This window comes from Acinetobacter sp. BZX-2, assembly GCF_055179795.1.
This window is the reverse complement of record NZ_CM143686.1, coordinates 2,913,466-2,930,712: the sequence shown is the minus strand read 5'-3', so window position 1 is coordinate 2,930,712 and position 17,247 is coordinate 2,913,466. Positions and strand designations below refer to the sequence as shown.

The 17,247-nt window shown below is 38.6% G+C and carries 12 protein-coding genes; 8 read left to right on the top strand and 4 right to left on the bottom strand.

Annotation, left to right across the window (positions count from 1 at the left end):
• The first annotated feature begins 279 nt into the window (after positions 1–279).
• Together ACY45D_RS13770 and ACY45D_RS13765 are read left to right on the top strand one after the other, a co-directional pair.
• Positions 280–729: an ABZJ_00895 family protein gene (locus tag ACY45D_RS13770; RefSeq protein WP_463107245.1), complete on the top strand. Its 450-nt coding sequence runs from the start codon at positions 280–282 to the stop codon at positions 727–729.
• Between the two features lie 53 nt (positions 730–782).
• Positions 783–1,679, top strand: a complete 897-nt coding sequence (locus ACY45D_RS13765) for a TIGR01777 family oxidoreductase (RefSeq protein WP_463107244.1) — start codon at positions 783–785, stop codon at positions 1,677–1,679.
• Positions 1,680–1,725: 46 nt separating this feature from the next.
• Here the strand turns inward: ACY45D_RS13765 and thiO are convergent, their stop codons facing one another.
• Positions 1,726–2,835, bottom strand: coding sequence for a glycine oxidase ThiO (gene thiO, locus ACY45D_RS13760; protein WP_463109493.1), 1,110 nt, complete (start codon positions 2,833–2,835; stop codon positions 1,726–1,728).
• A 159-nt stretch (positions 2,836–2,994) separates the two neighbouring features.
• On the bottom strand, positions 2,995–4,008 hold the full coding sequence (gene hemB / locus ACY45D_RS13755) for a porphobilinogen synthase (RefSeq protein WP_463107243.1): 1,014 nt from the start codon (positions 4,006–4,008) through the stop codon (positions 2,995–2,997).
• A 107-nt stretch (positions 4,009–4,115) separates the two neighbouring features.
• Between hemB and ACY45D_RS13750 the strand changes: the two genes are divergently transcribed.
• From ACY45D_RS13750 to ACY45D_RS13730, 5 genes are all read left to right on the top strand, one after another.
• Positions 4,116–4,643: a thioesterase family protein gene (locus ACY45D_RS13750; RefSeq protein ID WP_463109492.1), complete on the top strand. Its 528-nt coding sequence runs from the start codon at positions 4,116–4,118 to the stop codon at positions 4,641–4,643.
• A 326-nt stretch (positions 4,644–4,969) separates the two neighbouring features.
• A complete protein-coding gene (locus ACY45D_RS13745; protein WP_463107242.1) occupies positions 4,970–6,127 on the top strand; it encodes an HlyD family secretion protein in 1,158 nt (385 codons plus the stop codon).
• Positions 6,128–6,133: 6 nt separating this feature from the next.
• Entirely contained in the window at positions 6,134–7,660 is a 1,527-nt protein-coding gene (locus ACY45D_RS13740) for a DHA2 family efflux MFS transporter permease subunit (RefSeq protein ID WP_463107241.1), read from the top strand.
• A 146-nt stretch (positions 7,661–7,806) separates the two neighbouring features.
• On the top strand, positions 7,807–8,100 hold the full coding sequence (locus ACY45D_RS13735; protein WP_463107240.1) for a cold-shock protein: 294 nt from the start codon (positions 7,807–7,809) through the stop codon (positions 8,098–8,100).
• 258 nt (positions 8,101–8,358) lie between these two features.
• Complete coding sequence (locus tag ACY45D_RS13730; RefSeq protein WP_463107239.1) at positions 8,359–9,648, top strand: hypothetical protein; 1,290 nt, start codon at positions 8,359–8,361, stop codon at positions 9,646–9,648.
• Positions 9,649–9,696: 48 nt separating this feature from the next.
• On the opposite strand, the gene metH is transcribed toward ACY45D_RS13730, so the two are convergent.
• The gene (gene metH / locus ACY45D_RS13725; RefSeq protein ID WP_463107238.1) at positions 9,697–13,386 is read right to left on the bottom strand and encodes a methionine synthase; all 3,690 of its coding nucleotides are present in this window, start codon (positions 13,384–13,386) and stop codon (positions 9,697–9,699) included.
• A 463-nt stretch (positions 13,387–13,849) separates the two neighbouring features.
• On the opposite strand from metH, the gene ACY45D_RS13720 reads away from it, so the two are divergent.
• Positions 13,850–15,469, top strand: coding sequence for an inorganic phosphate transporter (locus ACY45D_RS13720; RefSeq protein ID WP_463107237.1), 1,620 nt, complete (start codon positions 13,850–13,852; stop codon positions 15,467–15,469).
• 96 nt (positions 15,470–15,565) lie between these two features.
• Here the strand turns inward: ACY45D_RS13720 and ACY45D_RS13715 are convergent, their stop codons facing one another.
• Complete coding sequence (locus tag ACY45D_RS13715; protein WP_463107236.1) at positions 15,566–17,116, bottom strand: hypothetical protein; 1,551 nt, start codon at positions 17,114–17,116, stop codon at positions 15,566–15,568.
• Between the last annotated feature and the right edge of the window lie 131 nt (positions 17,117–17,247).

The following is a 17,247-nucleotide window of genomic DNA, read 5'->3' as shown; positions in this document are numbered from 1 at the left end:
AAACAAAAGCCGACGATTCGAGTGATGATAAATCGTCGGCCAAAATACTTCTTTCAATTTAGATTTAGGCTGCTATTCTAAATCTAGATGTTGAAGCATAAGTTTTAGGTCTCTCTAGGGAGGAAGGTCTCCAAATCTATGCGGATGCCGTGCACTAGGACTTGGTTGCTGCGACCTTATACTTATATAACGACATAAGTTTCGGATTGGTTGACAAGAAAATTAAAAAAATTAAAAAAAATTTCTTATAATGTATTTTTGAAGTTTGGATAAGTATCGATGGTTTCGCTAAGCAAATATTTTTTATGGTTTTTTGTTCTTTGTTTAGTGTTGACTATGGTGATGGGTTTAATCAGTTTACTTGTACCGAATCAAATTGCAGGGATTCTAATTGCATTTCCATATTTAATCAGCATGATTATCGTGTTGCATCTGTTTTTAAAGCAACAAAAACGAGCACCAACTCAACAAGAGCAGAAAAAATTCACCATCGGCTTTAGCCTGATTTTTTGGGGCTATAATTTAGTTGGTTTAGTTGGAGAAATTATATATTTTTCTCAGCAGAATCCTGAAGTTCTAACAAACTTTTTATCAGGCTTACAAAATATTCAATTTTTAAGCATTTCAATTTTAATGTTACTCATGCTTGCTGTTCCTTTATATTTAATTACTTACTGGTTTTATGGCAAACAAGCACAACGTATGGCAGCAAAAATGTTTGGAGGATAGTTTTACTCTCTCTTTCTCAATAACTCAAAAAATAAAACAGGAATAAATAGAAAATGAAAACAGTTTTAGTCACAGGGGCGACAGGATTTATTGGCAGTCATTTACTTGAATATTTACTCAGTCATGGCTTTCAGGTGGTTGGATATTCTAGACAACAAAAAACATCGACTAATGTACAGCTTCGATGGATCCAAGATTTTTCTGAAATTGAAAACTTATCGATAGATTATGTGGTGAATTTGGCAGGAGAAAGTATTGGAGAAGGGCGTTGGACAGCTAAACGCAAGCAACAACTGATTCAAAGTCGTGTTGTTACAACGCAAAAACTTTATCAAAGCTTAGAGAAATTTCAGATCAAACCTGAATGTATCGTTTCAGCTTCTGCGATCGGTTTTTATGGTATCGATCTTGATGAAAATTGGTCGGTTGAATGTGATGAAACATCACCATCTCAAAATATCTTTATGTCTGAATTGTGCCAAAAATGGGAAGCCGAAGCGCTCAGTCATCTCGATCAAAATACTAAAATCATGCGTTTAGCTGTCGTTTTTGGAAAAGGTGGTGGAATATTGCCACAGATGTTATTGCCCATTAAACTAAATTTAATAGGGAAAATTGGTTCAGGCCGCCAACCGATGACTTGGGTACATGTGGATGATGTCATTCAAGCCATTCTATTTTTATTTAAAAGCAATTCTCCTCAGGAAATTTATAATGTGGTTGCACCTGATCATATTTCTCAGTCGCAATTTGCCCAGACAGCATCGCAGGTTTTAAAGCGTAAACCTTTATTATTCCTGCCAAGTCTTATGATGAAAATGCTGATGGGGGAACAATCTCAATTGGTTTTAAATGGGCAATATGTTCAATCCAAAGCTTTGCTAAAAGAGAATTTTCAATTTCAATATGTAGATTTAACCAGTGCTTTAAAGCAAATTATGAATGCGTAAACTCCAGTGACTCATCATCGACATCATGCTTATAAGGCTCTGTTTTTCATCCAGCTTGTTTTAAGCGTTCGGTAGAATACGCATCAGCATTGACTATAGTGTCCTGATTTAAAATAAGTTGTCTCAGTAATTGAGCAGACGCAGGCCCCATACATAAACCATTACGATAATGCCCAAAATTGGCCCAAAGGTTATCCAGCTCAGGCATTTGTCCGATATAAGGAATACCTGTAGGTGAACTTGGTCGTAAGCCCGCCCATTGTTTTACTATTGGAAAATCAGCAAGCTCAGGCACCATTTCTACACAAGCTTTATAAATGTTTTGCTGTGTTTGTACGCTTGGTCGTTGATCAAAACCAATATGTTGCATACTTGAACCACAAACAATATGACCATCCATACGTGGAATCAGGTACATCACTTTGTTCATACACATCGTTGGTAACCAATTTTCAGGGGTTTTGAATAGCATCATTTGCCCTTGAACGGGTTCAACTGGGATCGAAAGTTGTAATTGTTCAGACCAACAGTTTGACCATGCACCTGTCGCAATCACGAATTGATCTGCTACAAAATGTTGTCCACTTGAGGTTTGAATGGATTGAATGTGTTGATTTTGAATATTAAATTTTTCAATCCATGTATTTTCATGCACCTCAACATTGGGAAGTTGTTTGAGATAAGTAATCAGTGATTTGAGCAGCCTTGGATTTCGTATATTTGCCAAGTGTGGAAAATAGATCGCATGTTGAAATTGTTGTGAAATATGTGGGTTTACTTGTTCAAGTTGCGTTCTTTTTAAATATTCGCAATGCTGTATTGGATCTTGATATTTTTCTTTATAATTCAGTCCAATATCAAAATCATCTTCATCAAAAATAAGCATGCCTGTTTCATGGATTTGAAAATCGATTCCTGTCTCAGGTTGTAATTTTGCATTCCATTGTTGATAAAACTGTTTTGCGTATTGGGCAAGGTCGTTGACTTCTTGAGGATATCGCCATGGATACATTGCAGAGAGAATACCACCTCCTGCCCATGAGGCAGCATGTCCAGCTTGCTGCTGATCAAAAAGTGTAATTTTACAGCCTTGTTCTGCAAGTTCTAAGGCAGTGAGTAATCCGCTTACTCCTGCACCAATAATGGCGATGTGCATTTTGTATTTTATACCGATACTCAATTTTATTTTCATTCACCCCATTTACGCACAGTTTTGATAGTTGCTCTTTAAAACTTGCGTAGATAGGGTTTTCAACTTTTCATTAAATTGATAATGAATGCCTCCCTTTTTAAAAGGGAGGTTGGGAGGGATTGATTACCTCATTTCTTTTAACTGACGTGCCGCATGTTCAGCATAGTATGTCCAAATACCATCTGCACCTGCACGACGGAAGCACATGAGTGATTCCATGATGACGCTTTCAGACAACCAGCCGTTTTGAATTGCTGCTGCGAGCATCGCATATTCACCACTGACTTGATAGACAAAGGTCGGTACGCCAAAGGTGTCTTTAACTTCACGCACCACATCTAAATAAGGCATGCCTGGCTTAACAATGACCATATCGGCACCTTCTTGAATATCCAGTGCGATTTCATGCAATGCTTCTGCACGATTACCGACATCCATTTGGTAATTGTATTTATTGCCACCTTTTAAGTTCGATGATGAACCGACTGCATCACGGAATGGCCCATAAAAGCTTGATGCGTATTTTGCAGAATATGCCATGATACTGGTATAAATATGACCATGACTTTCCAATGCAGTACGGATAGCACCAATACGCCCATCCATCATATCACTCGGTGCAATCACATCTGCACCTGCTTCGGCATGACTTAAAGCTTGTTTAATCAAACATTGAACAGTTTCATCATTTAAAACATAACCTGTTTCATCGATAATACCGTCTTGGCCATGTGTTGTATAAGGGTCTAATGCGCCGTCGGTGATGAGCACCATTTCAGGTAACTCTTTTTTCAAAAGACGTAGCGTATTTTGTACTAAACCATCTTCATGCCATGCCGCTTCTGCGGTTAAGCTTTTGTCTTGTTGTGGTGTTACTGGAAAGAGGGCAAGTTTAGAAACACCAAGTTCTAGCAAGGTTTCTGCTTTTTTCAACAGTAAATCGGCAGATAAACGCTGTACATTTGGCATGCTTGGCACATCTTGGGTTTGGTTCTGTCCTGGAAGTACGAATACTGGATAAATGAGATGATCTGCTGTGAGTTGAGTCTCTCTGACCATCGCTCTAAGTTTGTCGTTTTTACGGATACGGCGCATACGCGTAGCGGGAAAAGCAGGACGATTGAACGTATAAGTCATAACACAATCTCGTTGTTCAGTATTAAACTAGGTCATAATTGTAGTCCTTTCACATGTCTTTTGGGAAAAAACTCAAGTTTTTTCTCATTATTGGTTTCGAAATTATGATGAGTGATTCTTCTAAAACTGATTCTGCACCAAGCGAATCACAAAAAAAGTGGACGGGTAATTTACATTTAGGTGCGAAAGCAGACTTAAATGTCGTCCTGAATCAGTTAACGAAAGCGTTTAACGGTTCTCCTTATTTTTCACACAACACCATGCAAATGCGTGTTGTGAATAATGAAATTGAAGGCTACATCGAAATGCAACCTTTCTTGATCGGAAATGTTGCCTTTCAGATTTTACATGGCGGTGTTGCTGCAACATTGTTGGACAGTATTGGTGGAATTGTGGCGATGGGAGAGCTTTATAAACGAGCAGAACCAGACCAACTTCCAGATACATTGAAGAAAGTATCTCGTTTAGCAACGGTTGATATGCGTGTTGACTATTTGGCACCTGGCCGTGGTAAACATTTCATTGCTAAAGCTGAAACTTTACGAATGGGACGTAAAGGTTGCACCATGCGTATGACGATGGTCAATGATGAAGGTCAAGCCATTGCAACTGCAATCGCATCTTATGCCTATTAAATTTTTTAAGTGTACTGACTAGTACAGATTGTATTTTTTATGTCAATATAAGCCATCAAAATGATTATTTTGGTGGCTTATTTTTTTTATGGAGAACCCATTAAAACCAATAGTTTTACGGGAAATTTTCTAGTTAAACTGGTGAGTAATATTTTTATTCTCACATAATGATTTTTATCTGTAAAATTGACCGCCACAAATTTAAAAAAATGGACTTACGCATTATCTAATATTTGTTTCATTTAAGTTGTTAAGTTGGAATTCAGCTTCAATGCTTAAACTCGGCTAAAGATAGTGATAGAGGCCATAAACGCCAGGAATATGCGATGACTGAAGCGCAAACGACGAATGCATCTCCCAATGAGGCACAAGACTCTCAAACAGATTTAGAGGCGCAGCAAAAACGTAAGAAAATGCTGAAAATATTTGCAATGATCACCATTGTTGCAGCGACTTTATATGCAATTTGGGCTTTGCTTTTTGGAAATTCAGTAGACACAGACAATGCCTATGTCGGTGCGGAAACTGCCGAAATTACTTCTATGGTCAGTGGGCAAGTTGAAAAAGTATTGGTGAGTGATACACAACAAGTCAAAAAAGGCGATGTTTTAGTTATTATTGATCATCGTGATGCGAAAATTGCAGTTGCTCAAGCCGAAGCAGAATTGACCAAAGCCAAGCGCCAATATACGCAGAGTTCAGCAAATAGCAGTTCATTGTCTTCACAAATTTTAGTCAGTGCCGATGATATTAACAGTGCTAAAGCACAAGTGGCGCAAGCGGAAGTGGCTTATCAACAAGCTCAACAAGAGTTTGCACGCCGTCAGCAATTGAGTGCTTCAGGTGCAATTTCTAAAGAAGAATTTACCAAATCGCAAAGTGCTTTAAATAATGCCAAAGCCAGTGTTGATGTTGCTCAAGCATCGCTTGCGCAAGCTGAATCTAAGCGTAAAGCGGCACAAAGTAACTTAGATGCCAATGAAGCATTGATCAAAGGTTCATCGCAATCTTCGACACCTGCTGTATTGGTTGCGCAAGCTAAACTTGACCAAGCTTTGCTTGATTTACAACGTACAGAAATCAAAGCGCCTTTAGATGGTGTGGTTACACGTCGTAGTATTCAAGTGGGGCAACGTGTTGCAACAGGTTCAAGTTTGATGAAAATTGTTCCAATCAATGCTTTATATGTCGATGCGAATTTTAAAGAAAGCCAATTGAAAAATGTCAAAGTCGGTCAAAAAGCGACTCTGACTTCAGATTTATACGGCAAAGACGTTGAATATCATGGCACTGTCATCGGTTTCTCCGGTGGTACAGGTTCAGCATTTGCTCTAATCCCTGCACAAAATGCAACAGGGAATTGGATTAAAGTGGTGCAACGTTTACCTGTGCGAATCAAGCTAGATCCTAAAGAATTGGCTGAACATCCATTACGTGTGGGTTTATCCATGGAAGCAGAGGTCGATACCTCAGCAGCGAAGTAATGGCTTATGAATAGCGCAACTTTTCAAGGCGAGTTAAAAGGCGGTAAGTTGTTACTGGCTGCCTTTTTCCTTGCATTGGCAAATTTCATGGTTGTCTTAGACATGACCATTGCCAATGTATCCGTGCCTCATATTACAGGAAGTTTAGCTGTTTCAAGTTCGCAAGGAACTTGGGTGATTACTTCTTACGCCGTAGCAGAAGCAATCTGCGTTCCTTTAACGGGGTGGCTTGCAGGGCGTTTTGGTGCGGTACGTATTTTTATTATTAGTTTGATTGGTTTTACTACATTTTCAGTCTTGTGTGGTTTATCCAATAGTTTGGCTATGCTTGTGCTTTGTCGTATTGGACAAGGCCTATTCGGTGGGCCAATTATGCCACTCAGCCAAACTTTGCTCATGCGTATTTTCCCACCTGAAAAGCACTCTCAAGCGATGGGCATGTGGGCAATGACCACTGTTGTTGGCCCAATTTTAGGGCCGATTCTGGGTGGAACGATCAGTGATAATTTCTCTTGGCACTGGATTTTCTTCATTAACATTCCTGTGGGTGTGATCTGTGCGTTAGGTGTTATGCGCTTAATGAAAGTTGCGGAAACACCAACTGCCAAGCTTCCGATTGATACGATAGGATTAACACTTTTAATTGTGTGGATTGGTGCGCTTCAGTTGATGCTCGATCTAGGGCATGAACGAGATTGGTTTAATAACAGCTTTATTTGCATACTTGCTGTGATTCTCGTGATTGGATTTATTGCTTTCTTTATCTGGGAATATTATGAAAAGCATCCAATCGTCAATATTCAAATCTTCCGCTACCGTGGTTTTACCATTGCAACGCTGTCCTTAGCATTTGCTTTTGCGGCTTTCTTTGGCAGTATTGTTTTGATTCCGCAATGGGTACAAATCAACTTGGGCTATACCGCTTCATGGGCAGGCTATCTGACAGCAACGATGGGTTTTGGTAGTTTGTTAATGTCACCTATTGTGGCAAAAATGGCGACCAAATACGATCCTAGAGCATTAGCGAGCTTTGGTTTGATGATCTTGGGCGGCGTCACACTGATGCGTTCTTTTTGGACTACAGATGCTGACTTTATGGCATTGGCTTTACCGCAGATTATTCAAGGTTTTGCAGTTCCACTGTTCTTTATTCCATTGTCAAATATTGCTTTGGGTGTTGTTCGTCCTGATGAAGTGGCTTCAGCTGCGGGTTTGATGAACTTTATGCGAACTATGGCGGGAGCAATTGGTGCATCTATTGCCGTAACCATTTGGGATGATCATGCGAAGTTGGCACGTAGTGAGATTGTTTCGACTATGCATGTTGAAGAAACACAACGTAACTTGGTTAATAATGGTTTTAGCCCTGAAATGGCTTTAGGTACGATTTCCAATTTAGTCGATAAAGAAGCTTTAACTCTTTCAGTCAATCATGTGTTTTTGATTTTTGCGATGATCTTTATTTTCGCAGGATTGATTATTTGGTTATGTCCTAGACCAAAAGGAAATGTCGGTGCAGGGCATGCGCACTAAGTTTTGATTTAAATGGAAAGCCTACTGAAAAGTGGGCTTTTTTATGGCCGCTGTTCTGTTTGAGCAAGGCAATTTTTTGGTATTTTTCTTTATTTATTTAGATCAGGGTATAATAATACGATTGTGTACCACTATGGGGAATATCTATGAAGTCTGAATTTCAGCAAGGAAAAATTAAACAATACGACGCCGATCGAGGCTTCGGGTTTATTGGCGGGCTTGAACAAGATATTTTCTTTCATATTTCTGATTTTCCGCTTGCAGAGGGTGAGCCGAAGCGAAACGAAAGAGTTAAATTTATCGTGGTTGAAAACGATGGTAAGTTAAGAGCGATGAAAATTGAACGTGTTGAAGATCAATCAGCAAAGGCTAAAAAGACTAGAATCGTTGAAAATAATAAGTCGATTACCAATACCTTGTTGTCTAATTTTAGAAAGTGATTGGTGTATCCCTTCTAATCTCCTTTCTTAAAGGGAAGTTAGGAGGGATTACATAAAAGAATAAAAATGAAACCCTATAATAAAAATTTAAAACAACCCTCACGTGACCTTAGAAATAATATGACGGATGCAGAGTTGCTGCTTTGGAAAAGGTTATGAATAATTTTTTTCCTTTATCTTAAGAGAGCTAATAAGTATTACGTGGTCAAGTAGGTTTATTGTATACTTTTTGAGTAGGTATCACATTACGGATTATAAATGAAATCTAAATTATTCAATGTGTTAATATTGAGTGTATTCTTAGTAGGTTGTGGTGGTTCGGGTTCTGATAATAAAACTGATCAATCTACAGATAATTTACTCACAATAAAATCAGATGCTTTTGAAAAGCGACTAAAGCTGCCTTTTAATGAGCAGGAGTATCAGCTCTCTGCTTATGGAAATATCTCTAAAGTTACGCTTAGTATTAGCAATTCTGATTTAGAAAATAGTAACAATTCTTCTCTTGGTTGGTTAGAGCTTGATCAACACACAAAAGAGGTTAATTTTTCTAGTCTTGTTTGGTCTTCAGGATATGACGTAAGTGCATTACAATGCTTTAATAATATAAGATGTCAAGAGAACTCAACGTACTCTTTTGATGAGTCAACTCGAAAATTGAATATCAAGTTTAGTAATACACCTAATATTTTAATCAAAGATTATTTTAAGTTTTCGGAACAATCCGAAGCAATCATTTCAGGTAAGTTCGAATTTTTAATTCCTAAAAATTGGATTGCTTTTAACAAAGATCGTTTTCCTATTGTGAAAGAAACTGGAAGTTTTAGTATAAATGGTCAAGATTATAAACTTTCCAATTTTAAAACTGATATGCACAGGTATATTGAAACTGTAGATAATATAGAGCGCACGTATATTGGATCTATTGATGTTATTCAATTACAATATAATGATAAGTCTGTTTATTTATATTTAAATCAAAATATTGAAGATTCAAATTCTTTTAATACTCCCTCTGTAAGTCTGTATATAAGCAATAGTAATGAGTTTGATGATTCATTTTCTAGTGAGTGGTTAGATATTGATTCCTCTCAAGTTAATTGGGGAGAAGATGGTAAATTACTGTCACTTAATTTAAATAAAGTAAAGTTCTATGACAAAAATAAGAATATAGAAAAAACAATTAATTCTAATCTAGTTATTCCAAGAAGCACTGCAAATATTACTCTTAATACTGAAAAAGCGCTTTTGGAGTTTTCAGGAGATGGTTACTCAGCACGTGTTGTAAATGATCAAAAGATATATAATGTTCGATTAGAAAGTGAGATTAAAACACTGCCTTTTCAACTTATTCAAGAGTTTAATGGCAACATTACACTTGAATATAATGATGGTGTAAATAAAATTAACTGTGGAGATCGTGAAAATCTTTGTTCAGGACTTACAATTGATACAGATAAGAAAGTTTTTAGATTTGATCATGTGAGATTAGGCGATAATATTTTAAATGGGACAATTTATATCGCAGGTTTAGTTGATCGAAATTAAATGGAATCGCCTCAAATGAGGCGATTTTTTAATTAAACATTAAACTTATTAACCCACCGAATCATCCAAATTCGGCGCTAACCAACGTTTCGCCTCATCCAAAGTCCAATTTTTACGTTTTGCATAATCTTCTAACTGGTCACCAGAGATTTTACCCACATTAAAATATTCAGATTGCGGATTTGAATAATAAAAACCACTGACACTTGAAGGTGGCCACATCGCAAAACTACTGGTCAATTGCGTACCAATCTTATCAGTCGTACCTAACCAATCAAACAAAGACGCCTTTTCAGAATGCTCAGGACAAGCAGGGTAACCTGGTGCAGGACGAATACCGACATACTTCTCTTTAATCAATTCCTCATTAGAGAGTTGTTCATCGGCCTGATAACCCCAAAACTCTTTACGAATACGCTCATGCAAATGTTCAGCAAAAGCTTCGGCAAAACGGTCACCTAAAGATTGTGCAAGGATGGCAGAATAATCATCACCTTTGGCTTTAAACTCATGCGCCATTTCTTCCGCACCAAAGATTGAAACCGTGAAACCACCCAAGTAGTCTTCAGCTTGATCTTTAGTTGCAACAAAATCAGCCAATGATAAATTTGGTTTACCTGTGACTTTGTCCGACTGCTGGCGAATATGGTGGAAGGTATGTGTTACAGATTGACCATCTTCACTAAAGACTTCGACAGAATCTGCCGCTGAACGATTGGCAGGGTAAATACCAAACACAGCCCGTGCATCAAAGCGTTTATTGTCAATAATGTCTTTCAACATTGCTTGAGCTTGATTATACAAATCCGTTGCAGCTTCACCGACCACTTCATCTTGTAAAATTTTCGGGAATTTACCCGCTAAACTCCAAGAAATAAAGAAAGGTGTCCAGTCAAAATATTCCACTAAAGTTTCTAGTGGATAATTGGTCAAAGTCTGCATTCCAATAAAGTTTGGCTTTGCAGGTTTATTGGCTGCAAAGTCAATTTTCAAACCATTTTCAATCGATTCTGCATAAGACAGTTTGGCTGCTTTAGGTTGCTTATTGGCAATACGTTCACGTACCTTTTCATATTCAGCACGATGTTCAGCAACGAAAGCAGGCTTCATTTCTTTTGATAGTAATGTTGTCGCAACACCCACAGCACGAGAAGCATCTGCTACATAAATCACTGCATCATTTGAATATTGCGGGTCAATTTTTACCGCAGTATGTGCTTTAGACGTCGTTGCACCACCGATCAATAAAGGAATATTGAAACCTTTACGTTGCATTTCTTTGGCAACGAAAACCATTTCATCCAAAGAAGGGGTAATCAAACCGGACAAACCAATAATATCGACTTTTTCATCAATCGCTGTTTGTAAGATTTTTTCCGCAGGTACCATCACGCCAAGGTCAACAATGTCATAGCCATTACAACCCAAAACCACGCCAACGATATTTTTACCAATATCGTGAACGTCGCCTTTCACGGTCGCCATCAACACTTTACCTTTAGATTGGCTACCTGTCTTTTCAGCTTCAATGTACGGATTCAGCCAAGCGACCGCTTGTTTCATTACACGGGCTGATTTCACCACTTGCGGTAAGAACATTTTGCCTGAGCCAAACAAGTCACCAACCACGTTCATGCCGTCCATGAGTGGCCCTTCAATCACATCCAATGGACGTTTAGATTTTAGGCGAGCTTCTTCCGTATCTTCATCAATAAAAGCAGTAATTCCTTTGACTAAAGCATATTCAAGACGTTTTTCAACGGTATCGTTACGCCACTCAAGGTTCTCAACTTGTTTTTGTGCAGCACTTTGACCACGGTATTGTTCTGCAACTTCGAGCAGTTTTTCAGTGGCATCTTGACCGCTGTCGCCTTGATTTTGATTAAGAATGACATCTTCAACGGCATCTTTCAGCTCTTTTGGAATATCATCATAAATCGCCATTTGACCCGCGTTGACGATTCCCATGGTCATACCTTGTTTGATGGCATGGTAGAGGAAAACTGAGTGAATGGCTTCACGAACAGGTTCATTGCCACGGAATGAGAAGGATACGTTAGACACACCACCCGAAATCATCGCATGTGGCAAGTTTTGTTTGATCCAGCCCGTTGCTTCAATAAAGTCCACAGCATAGTTGTTGTGTTCTTCGATACCTGTCGCAACAGCAAACACGTTTGGATCGAAAATGATGTCTTCCGCAGGGAAGCCGACATCATTGACCAATACTTCATAAGAACGCTGACAGATTTCACGCTTACGTGCAGCGGTATCGGCTTGTCCAGTTTCATCAAAAGCCATGACGATAATCGCAGCACCGTACTGACGGCATAGACGTGCCTTTTCAACAAATTCGTCATAACCTTCTTTTAAGGAAATCGAGTTGACAATTGGTTTCCCTTGTACGCATTTCAAACCTGCTTCTATGATTTCCCATTTTGATGAGTCAATCATGATTGGTACTTTCGAAATTTCAGGCTCAGAGGCGATCAAATTCAAAAAGTGCACCATTGCACCTTGTGAATCGAGCATACCTTCATCCATGTTAATGTCGATGACTTGCGCACCAGCAACCACTTGTTGCAATGCGACATCTAAAGCTTCAGTAAAGTTTTCTTCACGGATTAAGCGGAGGAATTTTTTAGAACCTGTCACGTTAGTCCGTTCGCCGACATTAACAAATAATGAATCATCATAAATGTTAAACGGCTCTAAACCACTTAAACGGCATGCTGGTTTTGTTTCAGGTACTTGGCGGGGTTTGATGTCTTTAACGGCATTGTAAATGGCACGAATATGATCGGGGGTTGTACCACAACAACCGCCTGTAATATTAATCAAACCGCTTTCCGCAAACTCTTTTAAGAATGCAGCCGTTTCTTCCGGCGTTTCGTCGTATCCACCAAAAGCATTGGGTAAGCCTGCATTTGGATGCGCTGAAACAAAGGTATCAGCAACATCAGAAACCGTTTTTACATGCGGGCGCATCGCATCTGCGCCTAATGCGCAGTTAAAACCAATCGACAGTAAATCACCGTGACGTACTGAGTTCCAGAACGCTTCCGCCGTTTGCCCTGTGAGGGTACGACCCGATGCATCGGTAATTGTTCCCGAAATCATCAGTGGTAATTCACGACCAAGCTGTTTAAAGACTTCTTTTACCGCAAAGATTGCAGCTTTACAGTTCAAGGTATCAAATACTGTTTCAATCAAGAGAATGTCAGCACCACCTTCGATGAGTGCATGTGTTGCTTCGATATAGTTTTCTTTGAGTTCATCAAAAGTAATATTACGAAATGCAGGATCATTGACATTTGGAGAGATCGAACAAGTTCGTGAAGTTGGGCCAAGTACACCTGCCACGAAACGTGGTTTTTCAGGGGTTGAATATTTTTCACACGCTGCTTTGGCAAGTCGTGCAGCTTCAAAGTTGATTTCATGGACTAAATCTTCCATGTGATAATCAGACATAGAAACACGTGTACCATTAAAACTGTTGGTTTCAATGATGTCTGCACCAGCATCAAGATAAGCTTCGTGAATCCCTTGGATAATTTGAGGCTGCGTCAGTACCAAAAGGTCATTGTTGCCTTTTAAGTCAGAGGCCCAGTCTGCAAAACGCTCACCACGATAATCTGCTTCTTCTAATTTATGGCGCTGAATCATGGTTCCCATCGCACCGTCGATGATCAGGATGCGTTGGGCAAGAAGCTCTTTTAAAGTGGCAAGTGTCGACATTCAAAACTCTCAGACAGTTTTTTTAAACGTGCAATATATTAACAGATACTCTAAGTGAAAACTGCAAAAGCCAATTTCAATGTCGTTTTATTCATGGGAATGTTTGATTTGTTAAATTGAACATTTTTATATAGTTGAAATAAAGAATAGCGTGTGTTTTTTCATCAATTTGTCATAAAAACAAGGCAAAATCTGTGTTACTTAGCGCTTATCTGTAATATTCGTCTGAAATATTACAAATATTATTACAGTCGAAATAGTCATTATTTGGTAAGTGAATTTTGGTTTTTGTTGATTTAAATTATTGAATTTAAAAGATATGGATATTTAAAAAATCATTTTTAGTCGGTGTAATAAGAATAAAATAGTGAATAAATTCGCTATTTATTACAGCTGTTTGTCATATAATTGTCACAATTAAATTGAACAATAAGGGGATTTTATTATCCTCTTAACCGTCTGCATGAATTCGAATTTACCTCCCGTCTCAGATTCTGCACATTCAAACACTGTAAAGTCGACGAATGTACACGTACCAACACCGAAATTTTTTATGCCGGTGTTTTTGACGATTATCGTTGCAACATTGATCTATATCGGTGTGCAATTAAGTGCAGATTTGGCACATGTTCCACCTTTAAGCTTATATTCGGTTATCCTTTTAGCGACAGCATTATTTATCGCTTTAGGCTTTGAATTTGTAAATGGTTTCCATGATACAGCCAATGCTGTAGCCACGGTTATTTATACCAATGCATTACCTGCACCTGTTGCTGTGATGTGGGCTGGTTTTTGTAACTTCCTTGGGGTGATGGTTGCAAGTGGTGCTGTCGCGTACGGCATTATTGCATTGCTTCCTGTCGAATTAATTATGAATGTCGGAAGCGGTGCTGGTTTTGCTATGGTTTTTGCCATGCTCATCGCTGCGATCCTTTGGAACTTGGGAACATGGTTCCTCGGAATTCCTGCTTCAAGTTCTCACACCTTGATCGGTTCGATTTTAGGTGTCGGCATCATGAACTACATTTTGTTTTCATCGAGTGGTGCAAGCGGTGTAGACATGGACCAAGTGATTAAAGTAGGTAAGGCTTTATTATTCTCACCTTTAATCGGTTTTGCTTTTGCAGCAATTGTATTCTTGATCGTGAAAAAAATATTTAGAAAACAATTAGAATTGTTCCAACCACCAGAAGGCAATAAGCCACCACCACCATTGATTCGTGCAATTCTGATTTTCACTTGTACAGGTGTAAGTTTTGCACATGGTTCAAATGATGGGCAAAAGGGGATGGGTTTGATCATGTTAATTCTGATCGGCTTGGTTCCATTGGCTTATTCTTTAAATAAAAATTTAGATCAGCATCATTTGCAGTCTTTCTCTCAATTATCGGGTCAAACTGCAACAGCAATTTATGCTGAGCACTCAAATATTTCAGATGAACAAGCACGTACAACCATCACGAAATATATTCAAACCAAAGAAATCACACCAGACGTTGTACCTGCTTTGGCAAGTTTGACTGATCATTTAGGTGAGCGTGTTGGTCATTTTGATAATCTAAAAGATATTCCTGAAGCTGAAGTTTCTTCATTACGTAATGATATGTACTTAAGTACGACGGCTTTCAAACGTTTAGAAAAAGCAGATCAATTGCCAAAAATGAGTGAGTCACAAGACAAAACGGTGAAAGAGTATCGTAAAAACCTTGATTCTTTCCTTCAATACATTCCGAACTGGGTGAAAGTTGCTGTAGCACTTGCATTGGGTTTAGGAACAATGGTGGGTTGGAAACGTATCGTTGTAACTGTAGGTGAGCGTATTGGTAAACATCACATGACTTATGGTCAAGGGATGTCTGCTGAATTGGTTGCAATGTCTACAATTGCTGCTGCTGACGGTTTTGGTATGCCAGTTTCTACAACACATGTATTGAACAGTGCTGTAGCAGGAACGATGGTTGCCAATAAGACTGGACTGAATTTTGCGACAGTACGTACGATTCTTTCGGCATGGATTTTTACACTACCTGCAACAATCTGTTTGTCGGGTGCGTTGTACTGGTTGTTATTGAAAGTATTCTAATTTTCAACTGAATTAAAAACCAAAAAACGCTGCAATTGCAGCGTTTTTTTATTGGCTTGAGAATGTATTTTCGTGAATATCAATTAACGCCAAAGTTTACTTTTTGAGTTTTTTGAATGCTTTGTTGATGGGGAATTTATCTGTAGCGAAACCATAGATTGCAGCAAAAGGTAAGGCTGTTCGCGCAAGATAAGCAACACGCCATAAACCACCATGGTTAGCACCTTCCATCATCAATTCTAATGGGTGTTGCATTGTGGTTTTGGGATTAGAAACAGAATCTGGGTTCCTTAAATCATGGATCCACAGTGCAGCCATGATGGCATTGGTGGTTTCAGGATGAAATGCTTCAACATTGAACAAACTTGCCCCATTAAATGCTGCTTTTAACAGTGGATTTTTAGTGACGGAATGCGTTGTTGTTGAAGGAGCAATATTAATACTGACATGCTGTCCTTCATGTCGTGCCAAAGTCGCTCGCCATTGTTGGATACGTTTTGCCAAGGCGTAATTTGGACCTTGTTCCACAACTAAGCAGTCTGCAATGCCGTAAGATTGTCCATTGTCAGAATGGATTAATTGTTGATCGTTATTTTGAAAGAATTGCTTCATTGAAACTGTTGCAATACTTTTACTTAAAAGTGTTTCAAGTTTTGAACGTTGCTGATTTTTTTCTGTTGCACCGTAAATCACTTCTTTAGGAACCGCATATACATCAGTTGGTGTACACATATACATCAGTGATGAATCAGGTTTTTGTTCACTGACATGGCTCATAATACTGTCCATTGCCATAGAAACACGGACATGCTTTTCGCCATCCAAATACGCGATAGACGCCAAATCCAGTTTATGCGGATTGTCACATAACCACTGCGTAATTTCTGGGATTTGGGTGAGTAGATTTGCACCTAATTTAGTTTTAAGTTCTTGAATATTTTGAATGTCATCAATATGTTCAAAACTAGGAGCGTATAGCGTGGCATTACCAGCTTGAATAGTTTTGAGGATTTTTTCCCAAACACGTTGATTGGGCAAATCAATAGCAATAATATTGGCCTTCCATTGGGATAACCACGTGAGTGGCCCAGCTTCAGAGCCTGCACCAAATAGCACCATTGTTCGATCAGATAAGTCAAACCATTCAGGATGTGCAATAGCTTCACGTAAAGCTTGTGCATGACTGCTTTCAATAATGCCAGTGTCTTCCCAAACTTGGATTTGCTTGAGTAGAGCTGTACCTTTTAAGTGTTGACCATGATAAGGCACAAACCATTCTGGTTGAGTTTGGGCATGACCTTTAACAGTAATGGTTTGAATCTGTTCGGTGATGAGAACGTTCATGACATCTTTTAAAGAATAACGTTGCCCATGTCTAAAAAAGTCAAAACTATGTTGCGCTTTGTGTAAACCTTGCTTGGCAATGGTGATGGGGTTGCTTACCGACTTGATACCATTTTTGACTAAGGCTTTAAAATATAGAGGATAATTTTTACGCCAATTTTTTTCATTCAAAACCTGTTTAGCTGTTTGATTATCAACAGTTGATAATGCTTCTGCGACGATTTCTTTTCCTACATTAGAGGAGCTAGATTTTTGGGTTGCAGGGTCGATTGGAAATTGTAAACCATCACTTGAACTGGACATGCAAAATATCTCGCTTCTAATGCATTATTAATATACAGATGTATACATTATCCATGCCATATTCAAGAATAGGGTGGCATTATCTACCAAAATTGTCAGAAAAATATTTATATTGTGGTCGAGCTCTAAAA

Excerpts from the sequence above, each read along its gene's own strand:
- ACY45D_RS13770 (WP_463107245.1), top strand. The coding sequence starts at position 280 with ATGGTTTCGCTAAGCAAATATTTTTTATGGTTTTTTGTTCTTTGTTTA.
- ACY45D_RS13765 (WP_463107244.1), top strand. The coding sequence starts at position 783 with ATGAAAACAGTTTTAGTCACAGGGGCGACAGGATTTATTGGCAGTCAT.
- thiO (WP_463109493.1), bottom strand. The coding sequence starts at position 2,835 with ATGCACATCGCCATTATTGGTGCAGGAGTAAGCGGATTACTCACTGCC.
- hemB (WP_463107243.1), bottom strand. The coding sequence starts at position 4,008 with ATGACTTATACGTTCAATCGTCCTGCTTTTCCCGCTACGCGTATGCGC.
- ACY45D_RS13750 (WP_463109492.1), top strand. The coding sequence starts at position 4,116 with ATGAGTGATTCTTCTAAAACTGATTCTGCACCAAGCGAATCACAAAAA.
- ACY45D_RS13745 (WP_463107242.1), top strand. The coding sequence starts at position 4,970 with ATGACTGAAGCGCAAACGACGAATGCATCTCCCAATGAGGCACAAGAC.
- ACY45D_RS13740 (WP_463107241.1), top strand. The coding sequence starts at position 6,134 with ATGAATAGCGCAACTTTTCAAGGCGAGTTAAAAGGCGGTAAGTTGTTA.
- ACY45D_RS13735 (WP_463107240.1), top strand. The coding sequence starts at position 7,807 with ATGAAGTCTGAATTTCAGCAAGGAAAAATTAAACAATACGACGCCGAT.
- ACY45D_RS13730 (WP_463107239.1), top strand. The coding sequence starts at position 8,359 with ATGAAATCTAAATTATTCAATGTGTTAATATTGAGTGTATTCTTAGTA.
- metH (WP_463107238.1), bottom strand. The coding sequence starts at position 13,386 with ATGTCGACACTTGCCACTTTAAAAGAGCTTCTTGCCCAACGCATCCTG.
- ACY45D_RS13720 (WP_463107237.1), top strand. The coding sequence starts at position 13,850 with ATGAATTCGAATTTACCTCCCGTCTCAGATTCTGCACATTCAAACACT.
- ACY45D_RS13715 (WP_463107236.1), bottom strand. The coding sequence starts at position 17,116 with ATGTCCAGTTCAAGTGATGGTTTACAATTTCCAATCGACCCTGCAACC.